General features: G+C 58.8%; 24 protein-coding genes and 5 pseudogenes. 22 read left to right on the top strand and 7 right to left on the bottom strand.

What is annotated here, in order from left to right:
• Positions 1-32: 32 nt before the first annotated feature.
• The 8 genes from mobC to ACWGQ2_RS18020 all read left to right on the top strand — a co-directional run bounded on the left by mobC (position 33) and on the right by ACWGQ2_RS18020 (position 8,715).
• Entirely contained in the window at positions 33-431 is a 399-nt protein-coding gene (gene mobC, locus ACWGQ2_RS18055) for a plasmid mobilization relaxosome protein MobC (protein ID WP_452019618.1), read from the top strand.
• 26 nt (positions 432-457) lie between these two features.
• Positions 458-2,143: a relaxase/mobilization nuclease domain-containing protein gene (locus tag ACWGQ2_RS18050; protein WP_452019617.1), complete on the top strand. Its 1,686-nt coding sequence runs from the start codon at positions 458-460 to the stop codon at positions 2,141-2,143.
• A gap of 643 nt (positions 2,144-2,786) precedes the next feature.
• Positions 2,787-3,638 carry a hypothetical protein gene (locus ACWGQ2_RS18045; RefSeq protein WP_452019616.1) on the top strand — a complete coding sequence of 284 codons (852 nt, stop codon included), beginning with the start codon at positions 2,787-2,789 and terminating at the stop codon, positions 3,636-3,638.
• A 325-nt stretch (positions 3,639-3,963) separates the two neighbouring features.
• A complete protein-coding gene (locus ACWGQ2_RS18040; protein ID WP_452019615.1) occupies positions 3,964-4,488 on the top strand; it encodes a M23 family metallopeptidase in 525 nt (174 codons plus the stop codon).
• A gap of 14 nt (positions 4,489-4,502) precedes the next feature.
• Positions 4,503-5,939: a chromosome partitioning protein ParA gene (locus tag ACWGQ2_RS18035; RefSeq protein WP_452019614.1), complete on the top strand. Its 1,437-nt coding sequence runs from the start codon at positions 4,503-4,505 to the stop codon at positions 5,937-5,939.
• A gap of 777 nt (positions 5,940-6,716) precedes the next feature.
• The gene (locus ACWGQ2_RS18030; RefSeq protein ID WP_452019613.1) at positions 6,717-7,667 is read left to right on the top strand and encodes a hypothetical protein; all 951 of its coding nucleotides are present in this window, start codon (positions 6,717-6,719) and stop codon (positions 7,665-7,667) included.
• A gap of 107 nt (positions 7,668-7,774) precedes the next feature.
• Positions 7,775-8,419, top strand: a complete 645-nt coding sequence (locus ACWGQ2_RS18025; protein WP_452019612.1) for an AAA family ATPase — start codon at positions 7,775-7,777, stop codon at positions 8,417-8,419.
• Positions 8,410-8,715, top strand: a complete 306-nt coding sequence (locus tag ACWGQ2_RS18020; RefSeq protein WP_452019611.1) for a hypothetical protein — start codon at positions 8,410-8,412, stop codon at positions 8,713-8,715. Before ACWGQ2_RS18025 ends, ACWGQ2_RS18020 begins: the two co-directional genes overlap by 10 nt.
• Before the next feature lie 99 nt (positions 8,716-8,814).
• Here ACWGQ2_RS18020 and ACWGQ2_RS18015 read toward each other — a convergent pair whose 3' ends face one another.
• On the bottom strand, positions 8,815-9,126 hold the full coding sequence (locus ACWGQ2_RS18015) for a hypothetical protein (protein ID WP_452019610.1): 312 nt from the start codon (positions 9,124-9,126) through the stop codon (positions 8,815-8,817).
• A 482-nt stretch (positions 9,127-9,608) separates the two neighbouring features.
• On the opposite strand from ACWGQ2_RS18015, the gene ACWGQ2_RS18010 reads away from it, so the two are divergent.
• The 7 genes and pseudogenes from ACWGQ2_RS18010 (at position 9,609) to ACWGQ2_RS17980 (ending at position 13,124) form a co-directional block, all read left to right on the top strand.
• Positions 9,609-10,013 (top strand): ParB/RepB/Spo0J family partition protein, encoded by a 405-nt coding sequence (locus tag ACWGQ2_RS18010; protein ID WP_452019609.1) that lies wholly within the window; start codon positions 9,609-9,611, stop codon positions 10,011-10,013.
• A 42-nt stretch (positions 10,014-10,055) separates the two neighbouring features.
• On the top strand, positions 10,056-10,898 hold the full coding sequence (locus tag ACWGQ2_RS18005; RefSeq protein WP_452019608.1) for a hypothetical protein: 843 nt from the start codon (positions 10,056-10,058) through the stop codon (positions 10,896-10,898).
• A 538-nt stretch (positions 10,899-11,436) separates the two neighbouring features.
• Positions 11,437-11,694: a glutaredoxin family protein gene (locus ACWGQ2_RS18000; RefSeq protein ID WP_452019607.1), complete on the top strand. Its 258-nt coding sequence runs from the start codon at positions 11,437-11,439 to the stop codon at positions 11,692-11,694.
• Positions 11,695-11,744: 50 nt separating this feature from the next.
• Positions 11,745-12,102: pseudogene (locus tag ACWGQ2_RS17995) on the top strand (single-stranded DNA-binding protein); the annotation flags it as partial.
• A gap of 65 nt (positions 12,103-12,167) precedes the next feature.
• Entirely contained in the window at positions 12,168-12,347 is a 180-nt protein-coding gene (locus ACWGQ2_RS17990; protein ID WP_452019606.1) for a hypothetical protein, read from the top strand.
• A 22-nt stretch (positions 12,348-12,369) separates the two neighbouring features.
• Complete coding sequence (locus ACWGQ2_RS17985; RefSeq protein ID WP_452019605.1) at positions 12,370-12,621, top strand: ParB family protein; 252 nt, start codon at positions 12,370-12,372, stop codon at positions 12,619-12,621.
• Between the two features lie 173 nt (positions 12,622-12,794).
• Positions 12,795-13,124 (top strand): histone-like nucleoid-structuring protein Lsr2, encoded by a 330-nt coding sequence (locus tag ACWGQ2_RS17980; RefSeq protein ID WP_452019604.1) that lies wholly within the window; start codon positions 12,795-12,797, stop codon positions 13,122-13,124.
• Positions 13,125-13,210: 86 nt separating this feature from the next.
• Here ACWGQ2_RS17980 and ACWGQ2_RS17975 read toward each other — a convergent pair.
• Positions 13,211-13,768, bottom strand: a pseudogene (locus tag ACWGQ2_RS17975) (IS110 family transposase); the annotation flags it as partial.
• 322 nt (positions 13,769-14,090) lie between these two features.
• Between ACWGQ2_RS17975 and ACWGQ2_RS17970 the strand changes: the two are divergent.
• From ACWGQ2_RS17970 to ACWGQ2_RS17960, 3 genes and pseudogenes are all read left to right on the top strand, one after another.
• Positions 14,091-14,909 (top strand): annotated as a pseudogene (locus ACWGQ2_RS17970) (transposase); the annotation flags it as partial.
• 113 nt (positions 14,910-15,022) lie between these two features.
• On the top strand, positions 15,023-16,312 hold the full coding sequence (locus tag ACWGQ2_RS17965) for an ISL3 family transposase (protein ID WP_452019603.1): 1,290 nt from the start codon (positions 15,023-15,025) through the stop codon (positions 16,310-16,312).
• A 41-nt stretch (positions 16,313-16,353) separates the two neighbouring features.
• Positions 16,354-16,833, top strand: a pseudogene (locus tag ACWGQ2_RS17960) (ISL3 family transposase); the annotation flags it as partial.
• 307 nt (positions 16,834-17,140) lie between these two features.
• Here ACWGQ2_RS17960 and ACWGQ2_RS17955 read toward each other — a convergent pair.
• The 4 genes from ACWGQ2_RS17955 to ACWGQ2_RS17940 all read right to left on the bottom strand — a co-directional run bounded on the left by ACWGQ2_RS17955 (position 17,141) and on the right by ACWGQ2_RS17940 (position 21,208).
• Positions 17,141-17,620: a glutathione peroxidase gene (locus tag ACWGQ2_RS17955; protein WP_452019602.1), complete on the bottom strand. Its 480-nt coding sequence runs from the start codon at positions 17,618-17,620 to the stop codon at positions 17,141-17,143.
• A 717-nt stretch (positions 17,621-18,337) separates the two neighbouring features.
• Positions 18,338-19,381, bottom strand: coding sequence for a hypothetical protein (locus ACWGQ2_RS17950; RefSeq protein ID WP_452019601.1), 1,044 nt, complete (start codon positions 19,379-19,381; stop codon positions 18,338-18,340).
• Positions 19,382-19,408: 27 nt separating this feature from the next.
• A complete protein-coding gene (locus ACWGQ2_RS17945) occupies positions 19,409-20,683 on the bottom strand; it encodes an MFS transporter (protein WP_452019600.1) in 1,275 nt (424 codons plus the stop codon).
• A 3-nt stretch (positions 20,684-20,686) separates the two neighbouring features.
• Positions 20,687-21,208 carry a DUF2087 domain-containing protein gene (locus tag ACWGQ2_RS17940; protein ID WP_452019599.1) on the bottom strand — a complete coding sequence of 174 codons (522 nt, stop codon included), beginning with the start codon at positions 21,206-21,208 and terminating at the stop codon, positions 20,687-20,689.
• Between the two features lie 288 nt (positions 21,209-21,496).
• Here ACWGQ2_RS17940 and ACWGQ2_RS17935 point away from each other — a divergent pair, with 288 nt between their 5' ends.
• From ACWGQ2_RS17935 to ACWGQ2_RS17925, 3 genes are all read left to right on the top strand, one after another.
• Positions 21,497-22,591: a hypothetical protein gene (locus ACWGQ2_RS17935; RefSeq protein WP_452019598.1), complete on the top strand. Its 1,095-nt coding sequence runs from the start codon at positions 21,497-21,499 to the stop codon at positions 22,589-22,591.
• A 53-nt stretch (positions 22,592-22,644) separates the two neighbouring features.
• The gene (locus ACWGQ2_RS17930) at positions 22,645-23,334 is read left to right on the top strand and encodes a JmjC domain-containing protein (RefSeq protein WP_452019597.1); all 690 of its coding nucleotides are present in this window, start codon (positions 22,645-22,647) and stop codon (positions 23,332-23,334) included.
• A 149-nt stretch (positions 23,335-23,483) separates the two neighbouring features.
• Entirely contained in the window at positions 23,484-25,190 is a 1,707-nt protein-coding gene (locus ACWGQ2_RS17925) for a YcaO-like family protein (RefSeq protein ID WP_452019596.1), read from the top strand.
• Positions 25,191-25,473: 283 nt separating this feature from the next.
• On the opposite strand, the pseudogene ACWGQ2_RS17920 reads toward ACWGQ2_RS17925, so the two are convergent.
• Positions 25,474-25,710 (bottom strand): annotated as a pseudogene (locus tag ACWGQ2_RS17920) (helix-turn-helix domain-containing protein); the annotation flags it as partial.
• Positions 25,711-26,275: 565 nt separating this feature from the next.
• On the opposite strand from ACWGQ2_RS17920, the gene ACWGQ2_RS17915 reads away from it, so the two are divergent.
• Positions 26,276-26,824 (top strand): helicase associated domain-containing protein, encoded by a 549-nt coding sequence (locus ACWGQ2_RS17915; protein WP_452019595.1) that lies wholly within the window; start codon positions 26,276-26,278, stop codon positions 26,822-26,824.
• Positions 26,825-26,845: the final 21 nt, after the last annotated feature.

Below are 26,845 nucleotides of genomic sequence, written 5' to 3'. Positions count from 1 at the left end.
CGCTGCGCTGGGCCGAAAGGCAGGGAAGTGGCATGGGGCATCCGTCCGAAGGCCGGCTGTTTGGCCGCCGCCGGCGTGCCAACGTGCAGGGCGGCCGGCAGCACGATCACCGGGTGAAGGTGACCCCGGAAGAGGAAGCGCAGCTGCTGCGCCTGGCTGAGGCCCAGCACGTCACTGTTCCCCGGCTCCTCGTTGAGTCAGCGCTGGCATCAGCTGCCGGTGAGACACCTACTGAACGCAAGCAGGCCATGGCTGAGCTCTTCGCGCTTCACCGGCTGCTGGCCGCAGTGTCCAATAACGTGAACCAGATCGCGCGGGCCACTAACGCAACAGGAGAGGTTCAGGCCGAAACCGCCGCGACGTTGAAGAAGGTCCGTGAAGTCGCTGTCCGGATTGACCGGGCCATCGACGGATTGGGTTTCGGGCAATGAATCCGAACATCGTCCGAGGTGAACGCATGTCGGGTCTGATGATGTATTTGGTCGGGCCGGGCAAGACCAACGAACACACCGAACCTCACCTGATCGCCGGGGATCAGGCGTTGCTCGCCTGGCACGACGACGCGGAGCTGGACCGGGAGGCAGCGCTGGGCATCGCCCGTCATTTGGAACGGCCGCGCAGCGCGTACGGTGTGAACGTCAACGGCGGGCACGTCTGGCACTGCTCTTTGTCGATTCGTGCCGAGGAGGGGTTGCTGACGGATGAAAAGTGGCAGAACATTGCCAACGATTTCATCCAGGCGATGGGCTTTGATGACCACGAGGGGACGAAAGCGCCCTGCCGGTGGGTCGCGGTGCGGCACGGAGTGTCGAAGAACGGGAACGACCACATCCACTTGGCGGTAAACCTCGTCCGGGAAGACGGCACCAAGGCATCTATTCATAACGACTTCCGTCGTTCCCAGTCTGCTGCGCGGGCACTGGAAGTGAAGTACGGCCTGGAGCAGCTGGAGTCGGTCAAGGCCGAGCGGGCTACACGTGGCTATGACCCGGCCGAACGCGAATCGGTGGCTCGCCGGCGTGCCAGGGCAAAGTACGAGCGGCAGCGCGCAGAGGGTGAGCAGCCTGCCTCCTGGGAGAACCTCACAAAGGCCGAAAAAGCAGTCCATGTAGCTGCCGAGCTGCGTGAAACCCAGCCGCGCGACGACCTGGCTTTGAAGGTACGGGCTGCCGCTGCCGCGAGTGAGAGCGAAGCAGAGTTCGTGCGTCGGCTGAGGCGCAGCGGCTGCATCCTGAGGCCGCGTTTCGCGGAGAACCGGACTGACGTTATTACCGGCTACTCGGTGGCTGAACGCCCCCATTATGGGGAGCGGCCTGTTTGGTATGGAGGGCTGCATCTCGGCCGGGATCTGAGCCTTCCCCGGCTGCGCGGCAATTGGCCGGATACCCCCGGCGGCGCGACGGAAGCCGCTGCTGAATGGAACGCTGCGATGAGAGGGCGCAGGGTCGTCCGTGCCGGACGGGAGGCGCAGGAGATCGCCCCCGAGGCTTGGGAGCAACAGACGACTCAGCTCGGGGAACTCATCGACCGCCTGAGCGCCGTAGACGTCAACGACCGGGACACCTGGGCCACCGTCGCCCGCCAGACCGCAGGAGCCTTGGCAGCCTGGTCCAACGCCACAGAAGACACTCCAGGAGATTTGGCGGCAGCCGCGGAGGCGCTGTCCCGCTCGGCACAGACGTTCCGCCGGACAGTATCCCCGCAGAAAGCCGGAACAACGGCTCTGTCCGGAACCGCCATGCTGTTGGCCAGCGCCATGCACAGCGGTAAGGGAGCCGTGGCGCAGGCGGCCATGATCAGGCAGCTGCTGCGCGTCACCCAGGCAGTCCATAGCGCGGCCGTCGCGGGACAGCAGGTCCGCCAAGCGAAGCTCTTGGCTGAAGACACCCGTGCCCGCCTGGTCCGTGTCCGCGACGCGATGCCGCAGCCCGGTGCGGCAGCCGCCGTCCAGGCCGCCGGCACGGCCACACTCACGGACCGGCGGGACCCCGTCCTGGAACCGCAGGTCCAGGCCATGCTCGACCGACTCCGCGCTGGGCAAGGAAGACCGGCGACTTCCGGGTCCCCGGTGCCGAACGCAATCGAACCGTCCAGAGAACGGCACACCACCAAACCGGACCCAACCCGCGGCCCGGAACGATGAGGGGAGAACCATCATGGATGAGAAAGACCGCATCGAGGCAACGACCGGCAGCGTTCAAGATCGTGATGCACAGGACTCAAGCCCGGAGAAACAGCGGCTCTGGAAGGGTTTCAAGCAGGGCGACCGCGTCCGCTTCGTCCAGGGAGACCATAACGGCGAAACCGGATCCGTGGTGGGACCGAAAATCTCAGGACGCAGCCTTGTTTGGGATGCGCTCACGGACGATGGCCAGTGGAGGATCGGGACCATCGCAAACCGCCTCGAAAGAATCCCCGAAGCTCGGCAGGGCGTCCTCTCCGCCGGAATGGAGACGGAACGTCTCCAAGCTGCTGCCCGCCCACTGCCGGATCGGCACCGGAGCTATGCAGCAGACCTGGCGGGTATTAGCCAGGCACGGCCAGCCACGGAGGCCATAAAACCAGCTGGGACCCGCAACAGCCCAACAGTGCGTGAGAACCGCAGCTCTCGGGGAGCACACACTGAGCTGGGAAATCTCGGCAGGAGCTAACCCTTTGGATTCCAGTACCAGCGGCGGCACCCGATGCCGTCCTAGTGCTGCCAGGAACCAGAGAACCATCCACTGAACGGCACACCACCAAACCGGACGCCACCGGCGGTCCGGAACGATGAGGGGAGAGGGACCATGGCCGAAGAAACCGACGGGATCGAGGAAGCCTTCGAAGGTCAGCTGCGCGTGTTGGTGACGGCAGCCGGACAAATCGCCGAGAGGTTCGCCAGAGCCCGGGAAGAAGCCTCCCGGAAGGCGCAGACCGTCAGCGAGCAGGCGGCACGGGAGATGCAGGACCGGTTCGAGGCCGAACGAAAGACCGCCAAGCTGGAAATGTCACGAGTCCACACCCCGGAATGGTGGGACCGTGCCACCCCCGAGCAGATGGCTCACACCTACCAGGTCGCACGTGCCTGGACTCGGGAGGATCCGGAAGCAGCCCGCGCAGAACAGACCATGCGAAACGAATTCCGAAGCCGCTACAACCTGGACGTCGACAAGACCGACGCCGACCCGGCAGCCGTCAGCGCCGCCATGCAGAAGGCAGAACGCGACCGTGCTGATGCAGACGCCGAACGCCACCGTGCCGCCACGGAAGCAGCGGAAGCTCAACTGCTGCTGAATCAGGCCGATCAGGAAGACCGCCGAGCCGACGAAGTGCGCCTGTCAGCCGAGCATGAGCACGACCCAGACATCCAGGCCCAGCGGCTAGCCGAAGCTGAGGCCGCCGGAGATCGGTCCGGAGCAATCCGGGAGGACGGACGAGCCGTGTACGACAGTGCCGAACGCCGTGAGGGGACAGCGCGGGATCTTGAATCCAGAGGCATCGACGGGCAGACGGTGGCAACGCGGATGAGAGCCGATGTGAGTCAGGCGAAGCCGGCGACTGAAGCCGTGACAGGTGCCAAGTCGAAGGTGCCGAGGGCTCGTAAGGGACGCAGCTCCCGTTCCGCGCAGATCCAGAACGCAGGGCTGGATCGACGTTAAAAGTTGGGGAAGTTCCAGTGGTAACAGTGGCTTGTACAGCGATGTTGAGCACCGGACTGTTACCCGTCGTAAATGACGCCGCATAGATATAAGGGAGAGCGGTTGTGTTCTCACAACGTCAAACGATTGGAACTTCATGCTCGTGTTGCCCGTCCTTACGGACCAGACCATCGTGGTTACCACGATTGTGTCATCGAGTGACCCTACAGCCCTTCTGATAGCTGCGGTGCTCACGGCGCTGACGGTGAGGATCACCATCAAGGTGAAAATCAAAGGGAAACTCAGGAATCGCTGAGTAAAGCGCCGGGGGCTACTACGGTTCGCCGTGGAAGTGGTCGAGTACCTTGCCGGCACGGACACCGGACTGAGGGAAGGCAACGGCAACAACGTCTGCGCCGGAGGCGAGACCGTCCCAGGAGAAGTCAACCTCAACGGATGGGCAAAGCCCGGAGCCGGACCGCTCAACGGCGGATACGGGCCCCGCGGTGTCATCAACACCCCCGCAGGACCCACACCCGCTTTCCACTACGGCATCGATTTGGAAGCCGGCGGCTGCGAAGGACCGATCTGGGCCGCGCAGGCCGGCACCGTCAGCCAGGTCTTCCAAGACCTGAGCGGCGGCTGGATCGTTGAGGTCGACCACGGCGGTGGCGTGGTCACCTGGTACGTCCACATGTACTCCAACGGCATCCTCGTCGGGGTCGGAGACAAGGTCGAAGCCGGACAAATGATCGCCCGGGTGGGCAGCTCCGGAATGAGCACTGCCTGCCATCTGCACTTTGAGGTCCACGTCAGCGGCGACCCCGTTGACCCAGCCTCATTCCTCGCCGAAGTCGGTATCACCTACTAACCGAAGGAGTTCACATGAGCACCGCACCAGCAGAGTGGCCCAAAGTGGAAGCCATCATCAAGGAAGACGGAACCGGCGAAGTCAGAATCGGCGGCAGCATCCATCCCATCCAGACCACCGACCTTTCAACCGCCCGCGCAGCGGCCGTCGAGATAGTCGCCGGCGCGGCAGCGAAGCTCGGCCGCAGTCTGCGGGCAGCCATGAGCGATCCTGAGGGCGAATGGCCGCTGATCATCCACCCCGACGGAACCGTAGAAGAAGCCGGCCCAAACCACGCCGCCCAGGAACCGGGCAAGGAAAAGACTCCCCGGCGCCGGAAAACCACACCGGCTACCCCCGCGGGCATCATCACCTCTTCGCAGATCCCGGCCCGGAAAGACACCGAACCCACACCGGAAAGAAAGCGGCCACAAGCCATGGAACAGCCCGCTACAGTCCCCACGAAGACAGAAACGGCTCCCCCTGCCGAAGCACCCGCAGAACCCCCGCAGCAGACCCGGAGGAGCCTGAAAGACACCTCGTTCCTGGTCAGCGCTCCTGTCCTGGAGCCGGCAACCAGGGGCTGGCGAGGAACTCTCAGCCGGCTCGGCTTCCGCATGGAACCCTCAGCCGAAGAACTCGCTGAACGCGAAGACATCCGCACCGTCAGCCAGCACTGGCCAGGCCCCCGCACCGTCGCCGTCGTCAACCGTAAGGGCGGAGCCAACAAGACACCCACCGTCGTCATGCTCTCTGCCATCCTGGCCCGCTACAGCGGAGCCGCCACCGTGGCCTGGGACAACAACGAATCCCAGGGAACCCTGGGCTGGCGCACCGAGCAGGGCGGCCACAGCAACAGCGTCCTGGACCTCATCGACTCCTCCCAGACGCTCCTCTCCCCCAGCACCAACGCAGCCGAAATCGCACGCTTCGTCCACCACCAGACTTCAGACAAATTCGACGTCCTGCGCTCCGACGAGAACGAAGAAGGAGACCACGAGGTAACAGCTGAGGAAGTGGACATCGCCCACCAGGTGCTCACCCGCTACTACCGGCTTATCGTCATGGACTCAGGCAACACGGCCAGGGCAGCGAACTGGCGGCGCATGATCCACCACACGGACCAGCTCGTGGTGCCTGTGACCGCCATCGAGGACCGCGCAGAAGCAGCACGCCTGACCCTCCAAACCCTTGAATCCCGCGGCGGCCACGACGCCGAGCTCGCAGCGAACGCCGTCGTCATCGTTTCTGAATCAACTGATTCCAAACGCAGCATGAGCGGAGAAGCCCTGAAGCGTGCCAAGGCAGAGGCCCAGCGAATCGCAGACGGGTTCGCGCCCCACGTCCGCTCGGTCGTCCGGATCCCCTACGACCCTGCCCTGGTCAACGGCCCCATCCGCTACGACTCCCTGCAGCCGGCCACGCAGCGGGCATGGCTCGCGGCTGCGGCTGCTGTGGCCAGGGGGTTTTGAGCAACACACCCACGAGCTGCCGCATTTAAATTAAATGCGCATGACAGGATGTTGGTTATGCAGCAGACCCAGCGACAAATCGGAAGGCCGCGACTCGACGTCGGTCCGCGCCACACCGTTGCTGTGAAACTTGAGCAGCCGGAGTGGGAGAAACTGCAAGAAATCGCGCAGATTCTCGGTATCAAGCCCGGCCCTCACGCCACCCAAACCCTTATTGACTACCTAAGATCGGTGGACCTTACCGCTCTGAGGAACCAGGAGGTCTTATTCAGTAAGGCCAGTTAAACGAACAAGGCCCGCCACGAGGGCGGGCCTTCATATGAAGTTCGAAAGCTCTCCACCCCGTTTGCTTGGCGGCTCCGGGTGAAGGGCTCTTACAGCTACACCCTCTAGGAGGGTCCTTCTGTTATGCCCGTAAGTCTACACAAGGCTTCTTCTGCATGTGAAGTCGACGCGCTCGGCGCGTCTGCCCAGCACACAGACCCCACACATTTTGGCGCGGGACGCCGGAGATCCGTCCGTGCTGAGCTCGTCTGTGTGCCGGACGGCCACAAGCGCACGGGTGTTCCCCTGGACGGCGGGATCTTGGGACCGGTCCCCCGCCGTGCCACCCGTCGGGTGAACCGCAGCGCCGAGACCTCCAGGGAAGTCGTTCGTGCTGCCGTGCCCAAAGGGAGCCTCCGGGCAGCGCACGGAAACCAGGTCACCGCGCACCTCAGGAACCTCCTTGCTCTCCGCCGTATGCGCGCCGACGGACAGCGAAACCGTCTGCGGACAATGGCCTACCTCATCGCCAGAACCGACTACGAGACCATGACCTGCCGCCCGGGCTGGGATTCCATTGCCGAGGCCGTTGGCTGCCACCGGCGGACCGTCGCACGGTACCTCGCAGAATTCGAAGCATGGGGGCTGCTTGGACGCGTTGCCGGCGGCCGGCAGGCCCGGTACGCGGCGCCAGGGCCGGATGGAGAGAAGATCAACGAAGCGGCTGTGTACGTGCTGTGTATCCCTTCCCCGCTCGCTCTGCTCCGCGGGGAACAGAAACCGGTTGTGGATATAAATGCCACCCCTCCCGCCCCAGGCGGTTCTCACCTTAAAGAAAAAGACTTAACCCACACACGCGCGCGCGAAAACGAGTCTCCTTCGGACGTGGCTACGCCACGCCTGCTCAATCCAGGCGCCGCAAGCGGCGCCACCACTCCCCCAGTGCCATGGCGTCCGGAAATACGATGGCCGGCCCACCGAACGACAAGCCGCAAAATACAGCGGCAGGCGGCCGCTTCCGAGATCTGGTACCGCTCCTTTGCACTCCGGTGCCTCTCAATCAAGGACCTGGCGAGCATCTGCCGTGATTTCTTCCTGGCCGGCTGGACCGTCGCGGACATTCTCCATGCCCTGGACTGGAAACCGGACGGAACACCCTGGCCGCACAGCGGCGCTCCTGAGACCCGAGAACCCGGACGCATCCGCGGTTGGGTCAAAAACCGACTTGCTGCCTGGCGAACCGTTGAGGGCGAGCCCCTGCGTTCAAAAAACCAGCAAGCAGCCGCTCAATCAGCTGCGCTTAAGCGCGAGCAAGCCTTGGAACGACGCCGGCTGGATAAAGAACGTCTTGACCGGGCTTCAACCGTGGCCGCGGGCAATACCCGGCCCAGCTGGAGGGTGCTGGCCGCCCAGCACGGCTACACGCCTGCAACCTCTACCTCCCGGACCCGGAAACGATACTGACAGCCGATATCACGATGCTATCGATAGCATCGTGATATCATTGAACTATCAAATCATTATGATATCGCTGTGATATCAGATGTGTGGCGCGTGAACTGGAGAGAGACATGCCGATACTTTTAGTGGGCAGCCAAAAAGGCGGCACCGGAAAGACAACAACGACGGTGAATATCGCCGCAGAACTCGCCAGAGTTGGTGAGGACGTCATCATTGTGGACTGCGACAAGAGCGTCCAGTCAGCCTTCACCTGGGCCGGCGACAGAGTCCAAGACGATTCCCTCCCACGGGTTCACTCCGTTCAGGCCACCGGCAACGTCCGGGAAGTCCTGAAGGACCTCAAAACGCGGTACAGCTACGTTGTAGTCGATGTTCCCGGCCACGACAGCCAGGAAATGCGCACAGCCATGACTGTCGCCGACCTGATGATCATCCCGGTTCGCCCCTCTCAGTTTGACCTGGACACCATCCCCGGAATGGTCGAGCTCATCGAGACCGCCCAGGACATGAATCCCAAGCTCAAGGCCATGGCCCTGCTGACGCAGGTACCCACGTACTCATCGGCAACTGAACAAGACGAGGCCAAGGAATATCTGCGGGACTATCCGCAGATCCCGCTTATCGACGCTGCACTTAAGATCCGCAAGGTTTACCGCGACAGCATCCCAGCCGGTAGGGGAGTGGTTGAAGCTTCCAACAATCCAGCTAAGGCCGAGGTCCAGGTGCTGGTGAAGGAGATTCAGTCATGGCTATAAAGAAACGTCAGCCGCCGGCCGTCAGTCCTGCCCCCGCCATTTCTGATGACCAGGATGAATTGGCCAGGAAAGCCGAGGAATTTGGCAGGGGAGGATATGCGCCAGTCGAGCCAGCCGCAGAGGACGAGCTGGATCCCGACGCGCCTCTAACGAAGATGATGCCGTTCCGGATGAATGAGTATCAAAAACTGCTCCTGAAGGAGTCAGCGGCTGAGGACCGGCGCAGCCAGCAGAAGTTGCTCGAATCTCTCATCTGGCCTGAACTGGAGCGGCGAAAGGCCGAACGCAACAGATAGCCTTATGATATCGCTCCAATATCGCTTTGATATCACTATGAAGTAATAGTGATATCAAAGCGATATTCTGGTTTTGCCTAGCCGGTAACGTCGGCGGGCTTAAGCCACGCTCTCCATGATGCTTTCCAGGACCCATTCATCGCTTCTTGGGTCTCGCCGCAGCGTAAAGGTGCGCAGGTCACTCGATGCAGTAAGCCGCACCTGCACCTGCCAGTACTCCACGCTCACGAGGTCCCCGCTGCCGCGGGCCGCTGAATCTCCCTGATCCCACCAGCTGCACCGGGTGAACCAGTGCACGGGGTTGGCCGCCACGGCCCATACTCGCCCCTCATGACGCACCGCCAATGGGATTCCTGCAGTAGTGAAACGGACCGCAACGGATCCCATCGCTTCGGCTGCTGCGACTGTCATTGAAGACTTCCTCCCTGGCCGGTCATCACACCAACGCCGCTCCATCTGTCTCTCAGATATTAGAACATATGTTCTAATAAAGCGCCGCCGGGATACGGGTAGAGGACAGCCGGCACCGCCGTCTCAGGCTCAGCAAAGTGGTCCTGCGCTGCGCTGCGCTTCGGGCTGTGGCCGGCGGCTCCTTCGTCACCGCCGGCTGATCTGTCTACGACGTCTTTTTTGCTGCTGTCCTGCGGATTCTGCGCCCCCGCTCCGCAGCGTCAACCGGCTGGCGCCGGCTGCGGTCCCAACAATCCTTTCCGGCGCTCCTTCGTCGCTTATTTCCTCCCAGGATTCTTAGCCCCTGGCGCCTACGGCGTTGAGCACTGCTCCGTAGGGGACAAGCGAGCAAGCTCGCCAGCAGGCAAAAAACAACGGGGGAGAGGCGAACTGCTGGACCACCACCAGCCAAACCCCACCCGCAACCACAAGGAGCAAAACCCATGGAACATCTGGAACTGGTCGATCCAGCCCAGCTGACCATCGACACGAATGTCCGTGCCGACGTGCAGCTCGACAAGGAATTCCTGGCCTCGATCAAAGAGCACGGAGTGCTCCAGCCCGTCATCGCCCAGCGCAAGGAAAACGGCGGCATCCACGTTCTCTTCGGCCAGCGCCGCACCCTCGCCGCAGTCGAGAACAACCTGACCCAGATCCCCGTCTACATCGTTGACAGCCTCACCGAAGCCGACCGGATGGCCAAGCAGGTCGTCGAGAACGACCAGCGGCAGGCGCTGACAGAGGCCGACCGCGCTGAAGCCTTCCACCAGCTCTCGCTGCTGGAGTCTCCGCAACCCAGATTGCCCGCAAAACCGGAGCCAAGAAAACCGTCGTCGAAGCCGCCCTGAAAGTCCGTGCCAACGACACCGCCACCGCCCCTCGCAGGCGGAATGACACTGGAAATGGCCACCGTCATCGAGGAATTCAGCGGCGACACCGCCGCCATAGAACAACTCGAACGCACAGTCGCGAACGACCCGCAGCGGTTCAACCACACTGCCCAGCGCATCAGGGACGACCGTAAACGCGCCGCCGAAATCGCCTCCAGGACCACCGAAATCGAAGCCCAGAGCCTGACCGTCGTCAGAGAAAACGTCCTCTACTACGACTACAAGGGACCGATGGCCCCAATCGATAACCTCCGCACCGCAGACGGGGAGCCCCTCACCATCGCAGACGCCAACGGCGCGTACATCGGGCACACATACAACGGCGAGCTCAACGTGGTTCACCTGCACACAGGCTGGAAAGCCGCCGGTCTCACTTTCCCCGGCCGCACACAAACAGGCGGCCCCATGACAGAAGAGGACAAGGCCGAACGCCGCACCGTCATCGAGAACAACAAAGCATGGGACGCGGCCGAAACGGTCAGACTGACTTTCCTGAAAGACCTGCTTGCCGCCAAATCCATGCCCAAGGACGCCCTGCAGTTCATCGCCCAGGCGATCTGCACTGACGGCTACACAGTCTCCGACGGAATCTACAAATACAGCGGATTCACTGCCGAACTGCTCGGCGGCAGCAATGGCTTCGGAGAACTAGCCCGAGTAGCGGAGAAGCCAGGAAGGAAGGCCGACAGCATCATCCTGGCGTCCTTCCTCGCCGGACACGAACAGAACCTCACCCGCCAATCCTGGAGGACCCCGACCGATGCCGAATGGCGATACCTGACCAAGCTGGGGAAGTGGGGCTATGTCCTCAGCGACGTCGAGCGCATCATCACCGAAAAGTAGGCAGAGGGTGCCCCGGCTCAGGACGGGGCACCTCACTGCTCCGTGTCCACACAGATATACAGATACACAGAAGGGTCCTGCGCTGCGCTTCGGGCTGTGGCCGGCGGCTCCTCCGTCGCCACCGGCTGATCTGTCTACGACGTCTTTTTTGCTGCTGTCCTGCGGATTCTGCGCCCCCGCTCCGCAGCGTCAACCGGCTCCGCCGGCTGCGGTCCCAACAATCCTCTCCGGCGCTCCTTCGTCGCTTATTTCCTCCCAGGATTCTTGACCCCTGGCGCCTTACGCGTTGAGCACTGCTCCCTCGGGGACAAGCGAGAAAGCTCGCCAGCAGGCAAAAAATAATAGGAGAGATACCACCAACCCAACCCAGCGAACCAGTTCCAAAACTAATCTCACGTTCCAGTGATAAACAGGTATAAAACCACCCCTAACTTAGGGTCAAAACCTCTTTTTATTCAGATGAATAAATGGGAAAATTGAAGCATCACCAACAGCACGGACTCTTACTAAATCGACTACAAACTGAGGAATTTGTGCTATGACTCTCACCGTCTACACGAAGCCCGGTTGCGGACCCTGCAAGCTCACCATCGGAAGGTTCAAGAAAGCCGGGCTTGATCCCCAGGTAGTCGATATCAGCGACACCCCCGCAGCACTGGAATACATCACCGAGGAACTCGGGTACGTCCAGGCACCCGTGGTCGTCTACGAACGGGACGGGTCCGAAGATCACTGGTCAGGACTGAACCCGGACAAGATCAACCAGGTCATCGCCCTGGAAACCCCCAACACCTAACCATAAAAAGCAGCACTCCCATCTATCACCGACGAAGGAAGCTGATCACCATGGCAGGCGAACCCACCACCACCATCACCGGAAACCTCACCGCGGATCCCGAACTGCGCTTCACCCCCAGCGGCGTCCCGGCCGCCAACTTCACCATCGCTTCAACACCGAGGATCCTGGACCGTCAAAGCAACGAATGGAAAGACGGAGAAACACTCTTCATCCGCTGCACCGTATGGCGCGAAACAGCCGAGTACATCGCGGAGTCCCTCACCAAGGGAAGCAGGGTTATCGCCGAGGGACTCCTGAAATCCCGGCGGTTTGAAACCAAGGACGGGAGAGAACCGGACCACCATCGAACTCGAAGTCGAAGAACTCGGAGCGTCTCTCAAATACGGCCCCGTGCAGCCGGCCAAAGGCCCCTCGCAGCCGGAACAACAGAGCGGGAACCTCTACCTCGCACCAGTGGAGTAGAAAGAAATATGTCAGGCAAGAAACTAGAGCTCGGTGGAGGGCACGACGTGTTCGTGCTCTCCACCGCACTCGAACGCATCAGGGACGAATTTCTGTACCGCAGCGAGGATCCCACAGAACGAACGGGAGCCCCTTTCCTGCAGTGGGCTGCTGCGGCCGAAAACCTCAGGCTCCAGGTGCTGGAATAAAGACCATGGACCAGGGAACCCGATGAGCCACAGGGAACCTGCGTCATTCACCCCGTATTTCACGGAACAAGACGCGGATCAGGTCAGGGCTGCTTTCTTGGCTGCCGTCGGGGCTGAAGGCCACCGGTCCGTCTCAGAGCTCATTGAGGCCGCAGTCCTGCGCGAAGTCCGCCGGCTGCAGCGCAAACACAACAACGGCAGGAAGTGGGCTCCGGTGAAAGCCGGTGCACTGTGTCCTGGGCGCCGGACCCTTCGTGTAGAGGGACGTGCGTGAATATAGATTTCCTTCGTTGGTTGCGGAGGACAGAAAGAGGAGCGGGGACCATGTGGTGCGTTCCCCGTCCTCAAGTGGATGCATTGAGCAAACCGGCACTAGCATGGTTATATCGTTCGCTTGGGGGAGCGAAGCTAATGATTTGACTCTTCTTCAATGCTTAGGCGGCAAACATGGCACAACGGGTACAGGTTCAGCTCCTTGATGACATCACCGGCGAAGAAGCCGCCGAGACCGTCTGCTTCGACCTGGACGGCGTCTCCTATGAAATCGACCTCACTCAAAAAAACGCCGGTCAGCTGCGTGAAGGCTTGAGAATCTATCTGGATAAGGGACGCAAGACGAACAGGAGATCAGGATCTTCTCGGCGCCGACCTAAAGCGTCTTCTATGGATGAAACCCGCAATATTCGGGAGTGGGCTGAGAAGAATGGCTACTCCCCGAGTGCGCGGGGACGGATCAGTAAGAGCATCATGGAGGCGTACCAGGCGGCAAACTCCTAAATAGGTCGGTGGCCGTTGCAGACCGCCGGTCGCGGAATCATCCGGGCACGGCGAAAGTAACACGTCTGCGTATTGCTGAGTCCGTGGCCTGCAGTCTTCAACGCAGTGGGAGTTGGGTACCGGGTGAGCGGGTCCGCCACCGCCGGATGGTCCAGGTGCGGGCCCAACGACCGCTCCAGCGCGGGATTGATCTGTGTGAGCAGCCCGCGGATCCGGTGGAGGTGGCGGTGATTTGTTCGGCAAGGTCATCATCGAACCCGCAAAGCCCCCCGAGTTCGGCCAGGGTTTCATCGTTCAGCTCCACCGACCGCAGCGTATGCGGCATGGAGCGGGCTGCTTCGCCGATGATCGAAGCGTCCCGGGCGCAGGTCTTCGCCTGGCCCGGGCAGGTAGCCAACCGTTGCTCCGGCAGCTTGAGCAACCGCGACGGGCAGCGCAGCGATAGTCGCGGGCTGGTCCACGACGACCAAGACATTCCCATGATCGGCCAGTTTGGTGAGGACGTCACGGATTCTGGTTCCGTCCTGCGGCAGGGCCTTGCCGTAGAGCTTCTTCTCTGCCCGGTTCAGCGCCACGGTGTGGTGGCCGATCTTGCCGACGTCCAGGCCAAGGAAGACGTCGATACTCTCTTGTTCCAGAATCATAGTTACCCCCGTCTATTCGCTGAGACTGAAGGTGTTGGCTGGTCTGGGCGGCAGGAAGCCGCATCCACGTTACGAATGGCATCGTTGGTCGTACCTCTATAAGCGATCCACCAGCCGCCATGTCGATTCTGGTGGCAACATCCCCCGGATCCTGGATGACTGGGGGCAAAAACCATGCCGGAACCGACCGGCCAACACACCCGTATCCGGCTCTTCGCGGTTGGTGGTGAAACGGATTCCGTGTCTTGAAAGCTAAAGGGCTCGTAGCCCTGCTGTGATGGATGTTCTCTACGCATTCATCAAGAGTCAGGAGCTACGAGCCTTGATCGAGCCTACTTCCCCGCGCCCCGATGGTGCCACCACCATCTTCAACCTGCCCGACTACCGAGTCACCGACGCCGAGGTCCTCGCATGCGGGCAGCGACGGATCCACGTGGTGGCCACCACCGAGGCCGCATGTCCTTCCTGCGGTGTTATCAGCAGCCGCGTTCATTCCCGCCGCCCCCAACGTCTGCGCGATATCCCTGTCGCCGGCCCGGTTGAAGTGCTCTGGGCCAAGCGGAGATTCTTCTGTGATGAGTACCTGTGCCCGCGGCAGACGTTCACTGAGGAGACCGCCCAAGTCCCACGCCGGGCCCGGTCCACCCGCCGGCTCCGTGACGCCCTCGTGGCCGCTGTGATCGGATCCGGCAGGGCCGCGGCGGAAGCTGCCTCCTCGTTCGGCGTCTCCTGGTGGCTGGTCCAGCGCGCGCTGGACACCGCGGCACTGACGCTGCCTGACGTTGATGCACTGGCCCCGCGGATGCTCGGCATCGATGAACACCGCTACCGGTCAGTGCGGTTCTTCCGCGACCCGGCCACCAAAGCCTGGAAACGCTACGAACCCTGGATGACCACCATTGTCGATCTCGATAGCGGAAAGATCCTGGGCATCGTGGACGGCCGTGACAGCCAAGGCGTCGGAGACTGGCTCTTCGCCCGTCCCCTCCAATGGCGCCTGGGTGTTCAGGTGGTCGCTATCGACCCCTCAGCAGCGTTCCGTAAAGCCCTGCGGATGTGGCTGCCGCGCACCGCGGTCTCCGTCGACGCGTTTCACCTGGTCAAGCTTGGCAACGACATGCTCACCGAAGTCCGGCAAAGAGGCTCTTCGCGGCTCGTGGGGAATTGAGTTCGTGTCGTTGAAGACAGGAGGGCCCGTGGCCCTGCTGGGATGAGTGTGTCTAAGCATTCAACCTGGAACAGGACCACGAGCCCTTGAACGAGCCTACCGGTGTCACCGCCGACCCTGCGACTATCCTTTTCAACCTGCCCGATTACCGTGTCATTGCAACGACTCTCACGCCGAGGGGCCGGCAGGTCATTGTGGAAACCGATCAACCGCCTGGGTGCCCGAGCTGCGGGGTCATTGCCGTCCGGAGGAAGGAACGCCGGTTGCAACGGCTGCGGGATATTCCGGTCGCCGGTCCGGTGGAGGTCTTGTGGTCCAAATACCGGTGGCACTGCGATGAACCGGCCTGCGTACGGCTGTCTTTCTTCGAATCCACGGATCAGGTCCCGTACCGTGCCCGGTCCACGACCCGGCTGCGGAACCACCTCGTGGACGCAGTCATCCGCTCCGGCCGGGCCGTGTCAGAGACAGCTGCCGGTTTCGCCGTGTCGTGGTGGATGGTCCGGGCCGCACTCAATGAAGCTTCCCTGCTCCGGCTGCCCGACGTGGATGCGCTCAGCCCGCGGATGCTGGGTATTGATGAGCACCGTTTCCGGTCCGTGCGTTATTTCCAGGATCCGGCCACAAAGTCCTGGACCCGGTGTGAGCCCTGGATGACCACGATCGTGGACCTCGATACCGGACAGGTCCTAGGCGTGGTGGACGGCAGGGACCACAAGGGCGTTGGGGACTGGCTTCTCGCCCGGCCCCTGGCATGGCGCCTGGGCGTGCAGGTTGTGGCGATCGACCCGTCCGCGGCGTTCCGCAAAGCGTTGAGAATGTGGCTGCCCCGCACCGCGGTCGCGGTTGATCACTTCCATCTGATCTCGTTGGCCAACCATGCGCTCACTGAGACCCGGCAGAACCTCTCCCAGCAGGTCAAGGGCCGCCGTGGCCGGGCAGTGGACAAGGCCTGGGCGCACCGGATGCTGCTATTGCGGGCAGGGAACATGCTCACCGAAAGGGCAGCCCACCGGCTCGAAGAAGTATTCACGGCCGATGATCCAACCGGAACACTGCAGGCCGTCTGGACCATCAAGGAACAGGTGCGGACCCTGCTGCGCACAGGATCACTGGAAGACGCTGCGTCCGCGAAAACCAGACTCGAGGAACTGGTCAAGGCCGCAGCACGACCGGAAACGAACAGGCTCTACCGAACTGTTTGCCGGTGGTGGAACGAGATCGAGGTGCTGATCATTACCGGCGCCACCACGGGAAAGGTCGAGGCTAACAACACCGCTATCAAGCACATCAAACGCACGGCCCGCGGGTACCGCAATCCTGCCAACTACAGATCCGTTATCCTCTTGAGAAGTGCCGTCCGGACGGCGGCATGACACTCATCCGGGAATCTAATTCCCCACGAACCGTGAAGAGCCGGCAAAGACTCACCCAGCAGGTCCACGGCCGGCGGGGACGATCCATCGACCCGGTCTGGGCCAACCGGCGGCTGCTCCTGCGCGCCGGGGACACGCTCTCAGAGCGGGCCAGGGACCGGCTGAACACCGTCTTCGCCACGGACGATGCCACCGGGAAATTACAGGCGGCTTGGCTGGTCAAAGAACAGCTGCGGACGCTGCTTGCCACCGGATCCCTTGCCGACGCGGCAGCCGCGAAAGACCGACTGCAGACTCTGGTCGAACAATCCGCGCAGCCTGAAACGAACCGGCTCTGGCGCACCGTCTGCCGATGGTGGAAAGAAATCGAAGTCCTTATCGTCACCGGAGCGACAACAGCGAAAGTGGAGGCAAACAACACCGCTATCAAACACATCAAAAGGACGGGCCGGGGGTTCACCAACGCACGCAACTACAAAACGCGTATCCTGTTGCGCAGTGCCGCCAGAACAGTGGCATGAACACCCATCACGGCAGAACATTCACCACGAACCGTGAAGAGCCCCGTATCCTGCAACAGGAACCGGGCTACGATAACTGTGACGGGGGTCTCACCTGAACAGGCGGCGGGCCATCCCTGAGGCCAGCGATTCGGTAGTCTCACAGCGAGAGGGCATCGCCCCGCCAAGGGAGGGCTCTCCTGCCGGTGCGCAATCACATTAGGCATACAGGGTCGGAAGGGGATCGGAGGAGGGGTAGGGGACTAATAATAGGAAAACAAATGACAACCGGCTTCCATCGGTTCTACAGTTTCCGAGCCATTCTGTGTTATATCGCTGTTTCAATAGCCGTAATAAGGTGTGGAGAAATTGGGTCGGTCGTAGGTTCAAAGCGCGCTAGTACGGTACCATTGCGTCCCACCAAAAACTTCTCGAAATTCCATTTCACGTCTTGTTGATCTTTATCGCTACAACGAATAAGATAAGAATATAACGGATGAATACCTGGTCCCTTGACGACCGATTTGGATAACAGAGGGAAAGTCACCTGAAAATTTCGCTCGCAGAACTCCGCAATTTGCTGATCGTTTCCAGGCTCTTGACTGCCAAAGTCATTGCTTGGGACGCCTAGAATTAGGAAGCCTTGGTCGCGGAACTTGTTATAGAGCAACTCCAGTCCAGCGTACTGAGGGGTGAGGCCACATTCCGAAGCCACATTGACCACCAGCACCACCTGACCTCTGAACCGTGAGAAGTCAGTGAGCGTGCCATCGTTTAATAATAGTTTCACTTCATAGACTGAGTCCATTTTAGTTTCCTCAATAAGTATAGGCGCTATTCAGGGTGCGTCGATGATGGTTTCAGAACACCAATGTGCGACTCTGACAACACATATGAGAGCTGGGACGGGGTAGCTCTGATACGAAAAGGAACTAGCCCCACAGAGCCTCCACCTGCTAACCAATCGGCCGCCATCTCAACCAGATCAAGACCAGGCCAGACCCACATAGCTTTTAACATAAGGTCGGCACTCTTAATTGCCTCAGTGCAATCCTCATAAACTGGGTCTCTCAGAGAACTCTTAACCGCCGTTACTACGCCCGCTTCGAGGTCATTGTATCCAGAAAAAGGCGCAGTTCCATGCAAGACTACTGATGAACTCTTCCAATGGACAGTTGCTCTTATGTCGTACGAAACAGTGCGCAAAGCTCGCCGAACAACACCATATCGATTTCCCGCAATATACTCTGCCACGGAAAGAAGATACGAGGGGTCATGACAAGCCTGACGGATGACGACAGCAAATGAGTGGGGCGCAGACACAAAAGGTAATACTTGGGTTAGGTTATGATCGATTGCCTGAATCCGGGTTGAGTGCGAAGGTTCTTCCGCACCGAAACTTATGGCGGCTGCCGCTGAGTTTATCAACGAGCGCATATCGATCACTTGCCCCGGTGACACCAAGCTTGGAATCTGACAGTAGTATGCGGGGCCTTTCACTCCATGTCGCTCCCACAGTGTCAGCCTAGACAATTGCAACATCCATAAAAAATGGTAAGTCAGAACGATCCGAGGCCGTCGATACAAGCTTGGGATAGGCCAGATGAGCCATCTCACTCGAGATTTCCCGGATCACAGGATGACGAATCCAGCTAGCACCATTAATGAACCGTGACCGGAGTAAATTTGTCTCTTGAGGACTGGCTTTCTTAATTTTTGTCACAATATCATTGATGGAACGTACCTCGGATTTGCGAAGACCGCTAAGAGCTTTATGGGGAATTACAACCGCCGCCCACATATGCTCTAGCCAAAATCTACAGTCATCCAGAAAGCCTATTTGTGCATATCCACCACGTTTTTGTAGGTAAGCGTTAAGTAAGGCGAACGAAACGTTAATCTCAACCCTTTGAGAGAGGCTCATGTCGGATACACTGAAATCCCATACCCTAGATCTGGCGTCACTATACTCCATTTGTACGGCCTGCCATTGGCTTGAAACTTCAGCGTGCTGTTCTACAAGAAGAGGTTCCAGAATGATTGGTGACTTGGATTGACGGGGATCAAATATTCCATAGGTGGCCGTCTCTGATACATGGTCCATCCATTGACGGACGGACGATAACGGCGGTGAAGTGTTTGCGTAACCGGGTGATGAACTGAATCCTAGAATCGGCAGCAGGCATTCAAAACCTAATTGAGGAGTATCATAGGCCCAAGTCTCATTTGATACGCTCCTAAACTCTCGATTAATGTGTTCTTGTTGTACCCACTTAGGGTCTGTGCGTCGTTGAATAAGCTTTAACATTGAATCTACTTCTTCAGACTTACACAGCGCATAAACCGCGACCACGCTGTCGCTTGTAAAACCGTTTAGGTGCGGCCCGTTACCGTCCCCGGTTACGATCAGGTGTTCGGTAAGGTGAGCAGACCCGACTGTTCTCCTGGACTCATTTTTGAACCCTGCCGGCGCCCACATAATTACATTTGCTAAGCCTGCATCCGTGGCCGCGGACGAGTTCCACAGATGCTCGCCTTCCACCAAACGTCTACTGACCCTTTCGGACACGCGTCCTCCTATTGACAGAGTGGTGAATCACAGCGCGGACGCCTTTTCATCATCAGGATTACGCTCTGGAATAGTGATCCAGGTTATGCCTACAAGCCAGAAAGGAGTTCCCACGAAAAGGAGGGACGAAATCAATAGGGGTAACCACGGGCCCCATACCGTAGCCAGCGCTCCGCCCAATAGAGCTCCAAAGGGAGCGATACCCCACGAAATGAAACGACTAGATGCCGTTACTCGCGCAAGAATGTTCGCAGGGATGGTCCGCTGCCTATAGGCACCAGTGATTGCGGAGAAGACAACGGTTGCGACGGTAAGACCAAAATATCCCAAAGCTAGGAAACCAACAGTCGGAATCGACTGCGTAAAGGGGACCAGCAGGCCGAGGGCCATGCCTCCAAGGACCACCCAAAATACAGTTCGAGCGTCTCCGAAGCGGCCGCTTATCTTGCCTGCTGACATGGAGGCAACAACGCCACCAAAGCCGGCTGCGCCTAGCGCCACTCCGACAGTGAGGGTAGTGAATCCGGGCAGCGACAACAAATAGATAACTAGAACGGCTTGCTGCATTGCAAGAGAAAAGTTGGAGTGCGCCCCTGCCATCACCATGCGAAGGACATCAGTGCGCGATCCCAGGTATTTCCAACCCTCAACTAGCTCATGCCAAAATTTTGTCTTCGGCCGTTCCATTTGTTCTTCGAGTTTCCAATGATATCCACGGAGACTGGTAGACAGGAAGATGGCTGATATTAAGTAGCAGACTGACGCGACAATAAAGGCTGCATTCACTGAAAACAACGATGCAAGAAGCCCAGCCAACGGAGGCCCGATGATGATCGAGATTGATTGACTGAACGTCAACGCACTGTTTGCCTGGACCAGATCTCTGGAGTCTATAGCTTGCGAAAGAAGGCTCGGTGATCCAACTAGGAAGAATACGCTTGAGACACTCTTTATAATGAGTAGAATAATTATCGCCAGTGGTGATAAAACGCCCCCCAGTACCAGAGCGGCGATAGTTCCGAAGGCGGCGAACCTGACAATCTCAGATCCGATAAGCAGACGTTTGAAACCGTATCTGTCTATAAGTACACCAGCTACTGGACCGATAATGAGCCAACCAATGTCGTCGGTCGCAACGGCTATACCTACTAGGAACGGGTCTCCTTGCAAAGGGCCCACGACGAGCAAGGGAATTGCTACTGCTGCGATTGCGGCGGCAGTATCACCGAGAGCTGCGCTTCCAAAGATCTGACTGAAGCGTCTCGACTTAAATCTTTCTTTCCTAGGCGACCCCGTAGTCACGTGTTAATCCTTCAAGTCATTAGTTGGTGCGGAAACAACAGGATCGGTTTGTGTCTGCGTGAGTGAATTTTCACGTCTCCAATAGCGCTGAGTCGAGGCGTCTCGATCAATCAGACCTTCGTCGAACATGGCTCGACGTAAGGCGGCCACATCAGTTACCAGTGGTGCAAGCCGGTCACCGAGTTCCGATTCGTCGATCGTTTCTCCCGGGGCGAATATGGATGCCGCTATGGATCGCAGGATCTTTATTCGATCATTCCGCTTGCGAGGTAAATGCTCCAAAGGGGCGTCGTTCTTTGGCTTGAGTTGCTCCCGTGCCTTCTCGAGTAGCGCCACTATTCCAGTAGCGCTGATTCGGACTGAATTGTCCGTTTCCAGAGCGACGCCGGACTCCAGGAGCAGCCGGTCCAGGTTGTCAAGCCGGGGTTTCCCTGTTTCGGCCAGGGCCAGTTCGCCAAAGCGCATGCGGCTCCCTGCATTGGCCATGGCGGCCAGGAACTGAACCAGTTGTTGCTCCGTTGCCAAATCAAGTCTCCATAATCTCGTGTGGTGCGTGTGGTGCGTGTGGTGCGTGTGGTGCGTCTGGTCAATCTGTGTGTACGATACCTCCTTGTGACGTAGATAACGTCATTCAATCCTATGGGGAGGCAATTATGGCTGACGAAAAGTCGATCAAGACTACTGACGAATTTGCGGTAGAAGAGGTCAAGGTGGACAAGGAAAACGTCCTCCTGCAGGCTAAGATCTACTAAGATCAGGCCCGGGGCGAGGCCTTATGGTCTCGCCCCGGTGCTACTGGGGGGGGGGGGAACAGTGCTTAGAGATTTCAAACCAGTCCGCGACGCGTTCGAGAAAGTCGCCGACGATATCTATGCTTTTTGGGATAAGGACGACTCGCGTCATCTCGGCCCTGCATCCGCGGAGGCTCTGCGCGCGAACCGGGAACAGCTTCTCGGATTGTCGCCTACCGCTATGCTTCAATGGGCACTTCGTGGCGAACTGCCGCAGCAGTCTTGGTCAAACGACTTTGGTGACCCGGCGTTGACTCTGGTGGATCGGCCGGATTTTCGAGTCGATGTTTTGTATTGGGACCATAACGCCTCTCCCACGCACAAACATGTGTCATGTGGAGCTTTCATGGCACATCATGGGGATCGGCTTCATCAGCACTTTACCTTTGAGCTCGAAGACCAGATTGATGACCACCTGAGTATCGGTAAGCTGCTTGGCGTCGACCAAGAGGCAATGAACTCTGGCGGCGTACGGGAGATTCAACCTCATCTCATCCATGATCTTTTCTGGCTACAGCGTCCTAGTGTGACTGTATCCATTCGATGCAAGGACCATCCTGGGGCTCCCGAGAAACCTAACGATTTCTGGAGTCCAGGAATTCAAGTTCTTGACATGGTGCATCACGAGACTCCTATTATTCGCCGAAAGATCAGTACGCTTCAGCTACTGCGCAACTCCAGCCCTCGTATGTTTGAGGATGAAGTAACCTCAGCGGTAGTGGAGGGGTCCCCTCTTCTTTCATATCAAACCTTGATTTATCTCTCGGAGCTCAACGATGCTGTCGCCACGCCTGAATCTGTGCGTCGCATGATGCAGGAGCGTGGGGATGAGGTCTCCTCACACTTCGTGGCGGGGTACGAACACTTCCGACGTAAGAGCGAGCTTTCTGGAATCTACACAGCTGACCGTGCCGCCCAAGCTCTTGTTGCATTGATGTGGGCCGGTACAGATGGACAAGATACCGAACGCGTTATGGCGGAATACGTGCCCGAGGTGGCCGTCGAGAAGGCCGCTGAATTGGCGGTCAACCGGGTTTCAAGCGTTGACCCACAACTTGCCGACCTACTACGTGCTCGAGCCGCCGAAATACTCCCTGCTCTTATGGGCACGTGCTGAGGAAACATCCAGCAGAAACCCCTAAGAATAGGTAACTCAGAAGAAGGTTTAAAGTGATAGATACGCGTATTAGTACCGCTGCCTGGCAGGAACTCGCAGACCTGGGCGGCCCACTCTATGGGCTCAATAAGCCGTTTATTTCTAGGGGTGTTGATCGATTCGTAGAGGAGTTTCCATCCGCAAACGATGTGCTTTCTCTTCTAGCTGCTACGTGGATTCCTAAGGGAGGTATTGAAGTCACCGGGGCGGACAAGAAGGTCATCCCCCAATCTTCGTATGCTCTGGCTCTTGATGATGCAGGCGACATGATCAAGATTAACCTCGATGCCATCAACCAGTGCCTTGATGGGGGTGCCACGGTCTTTCTATCCAAACTTGATACATCCCTGCCTAGCCTTGCTGCTCCGGGCGACTGCAACTTACCGACGGCCTATTCGTCCATGCAGATTTTTGCCTTCATTACGTCTCCAGGGACGGAGTCATACTCCGTGCACCATGACCTTCTCGACTCCTTGATTGTGCAGGTGGAAGGAGTTAAGTCCTGGCAAGCCTGGGATAGGCGTAAAGGGGTTCGTCCCGGTGATGGTTACGTTCTCTATAAGGCAGAAGGGCTGGGAGAGCCGGATATCGATACGGACTTGAATGTCGGAGACGTTGTTCTCTTACCGGCGAATGCACCGCACATCGCAGGGACGACTCACAGCTCGTCTTTTCACTTGGCCGTTGCCTTTCGTGAAAGTTGAGTAGTTCCTCGAATCCATATGCTGGAAGCGATACGACCGATTCTGATGGGTGCGAAGCGAATCGGGCAGATGTAGAGGTTGCCCCATGGGTCCTGACCTATGAGGATCCAAATGGTGGTCAGTACGCTCTGGGGTCTTATCTAAAGCTCGTGCGCACGCCGAATGCGAAAGCTGCAGCCATGCATAAGAACCGAACCTTGAGTTCTGCGTTCCGAGCCCCGCTGCCTGTGCCGCGGCACACTATCCGGCAGGATGAAAATCCGGATGTTCTCATATGGGACCGCAGCGGCAGCGCAGATGATCTGTGCGCGGCTATCCAAGCAGAGCTGCGCCTCGTAGGGGTTCAGTCGGCAACTTATAATATTTCAAACTCAGATAATGGCACTCCGATATTTGTACTTCATCATCACGAAAGTCGTTTTCTTGATGAAGACCTCACAAAGGCTCTTGAGAATCATAAGATTATTTGGTGTTTCGATTCGATAATTGGAACAGCGGTCGGGCCGCTAATTGAAACAATTGACGAGTTTGATTGTTATGTAAAATCCACAAGTGCATTCGTGGAAGACATATTTCTGGATAACCTTTTTCCTCAGGCAAGGCCATGTTCGATCGGCGGATCGCAAGCTCCGCCTTTGCGGATTGCGGAGGCCATCTCTTTGTTTCTGCGTAAGGCAGATAATGGCCTCGTATATGTAATAGGATCACAGGGATTATCTCGTAAGCGTTTGGTACATAGTCTTTTACGTTTTCCGGCCCGTTCGTCGGCTCGGGATGAATTAGAGTCGCCGTTTGGGGTGTGCAGGAGTATAAATCATGAAGTAATCTCCTCACCGCTTGGGGACCTTTATGTCTCTTCGTGCAAGAGTCCTGCCGGCGCCGTCCACGCAACCCTCGAAGGCAACAGCGGTAAGGCCTTTACCGGATATAACGCTGCGGTCACGATGTTTGGGGAATCAGTCGAACGTACAGCGGCTTACTTCGCTAATCAGCTGCCTTCCTCTCCCAAGCTGTCTTCGGATGTAGGACTCGAGTCGTTTGCTCCATTCGGAGCGCAATGGGACAGGCGCTCCACCCATGCGGATGAGGACGAGAGAGTAGTTGCACTCGAACTCGCAACGGGGGGGCAAACGTCGATACCGAAGGTTCTGGCCGCATACCCCTACGAGCCGCCCCCGGGCATCCTTCGTCCAACGCGTGGAGACACAACAGGTTTTGCTGCGTACCCGAACCGCGTTGGTTCGGTTCTGCGTGGACTCCGTGAGGTCTTGGAGCGAGATTCGCTTTACACCAATTTCTTACACCAGCGCCGGGGCTTCAGACTGGCCCCCGAATACGCAGGTGACTACATTATCGAACGGATATGGTACGGAGATTGCCCCTTTCCGGCCATACATGCCTTTGTCTTTGCCAGAGACGGGGTCCTACCCCTTGTTGGTAGGGGGTCCGGCAGCGGTCTAACCTGGGACGAGGCTTCTCTAGGCGCTACTGTTGAATGTTTTCAGATTCTTGAACAAATGCGCCGGGGCGCTCCGGATCATGAGGGCTCAGCTTACGTTTCATGGAGAAACCAAAGAGTTCAGCGAAGACTGGAGAGTTACATCCACTCGATGCCCTTGACGAATCCATCCTTGAAATTCGAAAGTACTTCAGACGATGAGCAATTGGATTCTTTAATCCGCTCATTGTCTCGTGCCGGAGAACGCATTCTCGTTGTCGCGCTACCGTCCCCAGTCATTGATCTAGTTGCTGTTAGAGTTCTAGTTCCTGGGCGGGTTACTAACGTTCACAGCACTGCAGGTCTTGGTGGCGAACGTCTTGTCGACATCAAATGGAAAGAAGGTTTCCCCGTGTAGGGAGATCAGACTGTCTGAGTCCCAGCGTTGCCGCTTGCTCGGTCGGATGCGGTTGCCGCGTAATCCGTGGAACGGCAGCTTCGAATGTCAGCGGCACACGGACACCGCTTGCCGTTGATCGTGAACCTCATCCGGATTGAGCGAAGGCGCTGGCCGCGGCAGGTCCGCCTTGTTCCTAGCATGTTTCCTGACTTAACCGTGCGGCGGGGTCTGAGTAGTCAGATGACCGTTGGACTCCATAATGATGCCAGCCACGTGATAGGCCAGCCGCAGCCGGCAAACATCAGGGTGTACGTTGCACGATCCGGTACACCGTACTTCCGGCGACTTTGAAGAGCTCGGCGATCTCGGCGGTGGTGTGCTGGCCTCCCTTATATAGGGAGACCAGGTGGGATTCCTGGGACTTAGAGAGTTTGGGTTGTTTGCCGCGCAGGCGGCCTTTGGCTTTCGCGACCTGCATGCCTTCGCGGGTGCGGGCGCGAATGAGATCGGATTCGAACTCCGCGACCATGGCCAGGACACGTGTTCGTGCCTGCCACTGCACTCGAGCGCATCAGAGACGAGTACCTGTTCCGCAGCGAGGACCCCACCGAACCAACCGGGGCACCATATCTGGAATGGGCCGCTACCGCTGAGGATCTAAGGCTCCAGATCCTAGAGGGGGAACAGACGGAAGAAGGCCCCGGCACACCATGAGCGGCCACAAGCCAGCCTCATCCACCCCGTATTTCGCCAGCGAGGACGCCGACCAGGTGCGGGCCGCGTTCCCCGGAACAGGTTCCCCCGAAGGATACACATCCATGTCAGAATTGATTGAAGCGGCAATCTCAGAGAAGTGCGCCGATTGCAGCGCCAATACAACGAGGTCGGGACACGGTAACCCGTAAAAGCCGGCGCCCTGCGCCCGAGCAGACGAACCTTCAACGAAGAGGGACACCAAACCCCAGAGATTTCCTTCGTGGTTGCGGAGGACAGTAAGGAAAGCGGGCGCCGTGTGGTGCGGCTCCCGCTTTCACCTTTTAACCACTCCTAAACGCCTGAGTGACGGTATGGCACAAAAGCCGGATTCTTGTTTGGATACGCCTATGACCAGCACAACGTTTACCGATCCGGCCGAAACGGAGACCTGGACTGCACAACACTGGTCCAGGCATGAGTGGTTCTACATGTGGACCAAGGGCCTGGATCCCCGCCGCATCGCCATAGTGTGCCGGGTGCCGTACAGGAAGGTCTATGACCACATCCGCAGCACCGTGCTGCAGAACCCCGCCCTTTTTGGACAGCGGTTAATGGTCCACGACCGGCCGGCCCTGCCGCGCAGTGGACTGAAGAACCGACGTTCCTGGGACCAACGCTGTACTGAGCTGGCTGAATTCCGCCTACAACACGGACGGCTGCCCCGCAGCTACATCGAGGGTGAAAGCAGCCTGTATAGCTTCCTGCAATACCAACGCCGGTTGCACAGGACCAGACAACTGTCCGCGTCCCGAAAAGCGGCCCTGGATAAGGACATCCCGGGCTGGCTGACGCCGCCGAAGACCGACCGGGAGAGAGCATTATGGGCTCTTCGCGGCTCGTGGGGAATTGAGTTCGTGTCGTTGAAGACAGGAGGGCCCGTGGCCCTGCTGGGATGAGTGTGTCTAAGCATTCAACCT

The sequence above is a fragment of the Arthrobacter sp. NPDC055585 genome, from assembly GCF_053619115.1.
The sequence above is the reverse complement of the archived record's forward strand: the minus strand, read 5'-3'. Positions and strand labels throughout refer to the sequence as shown.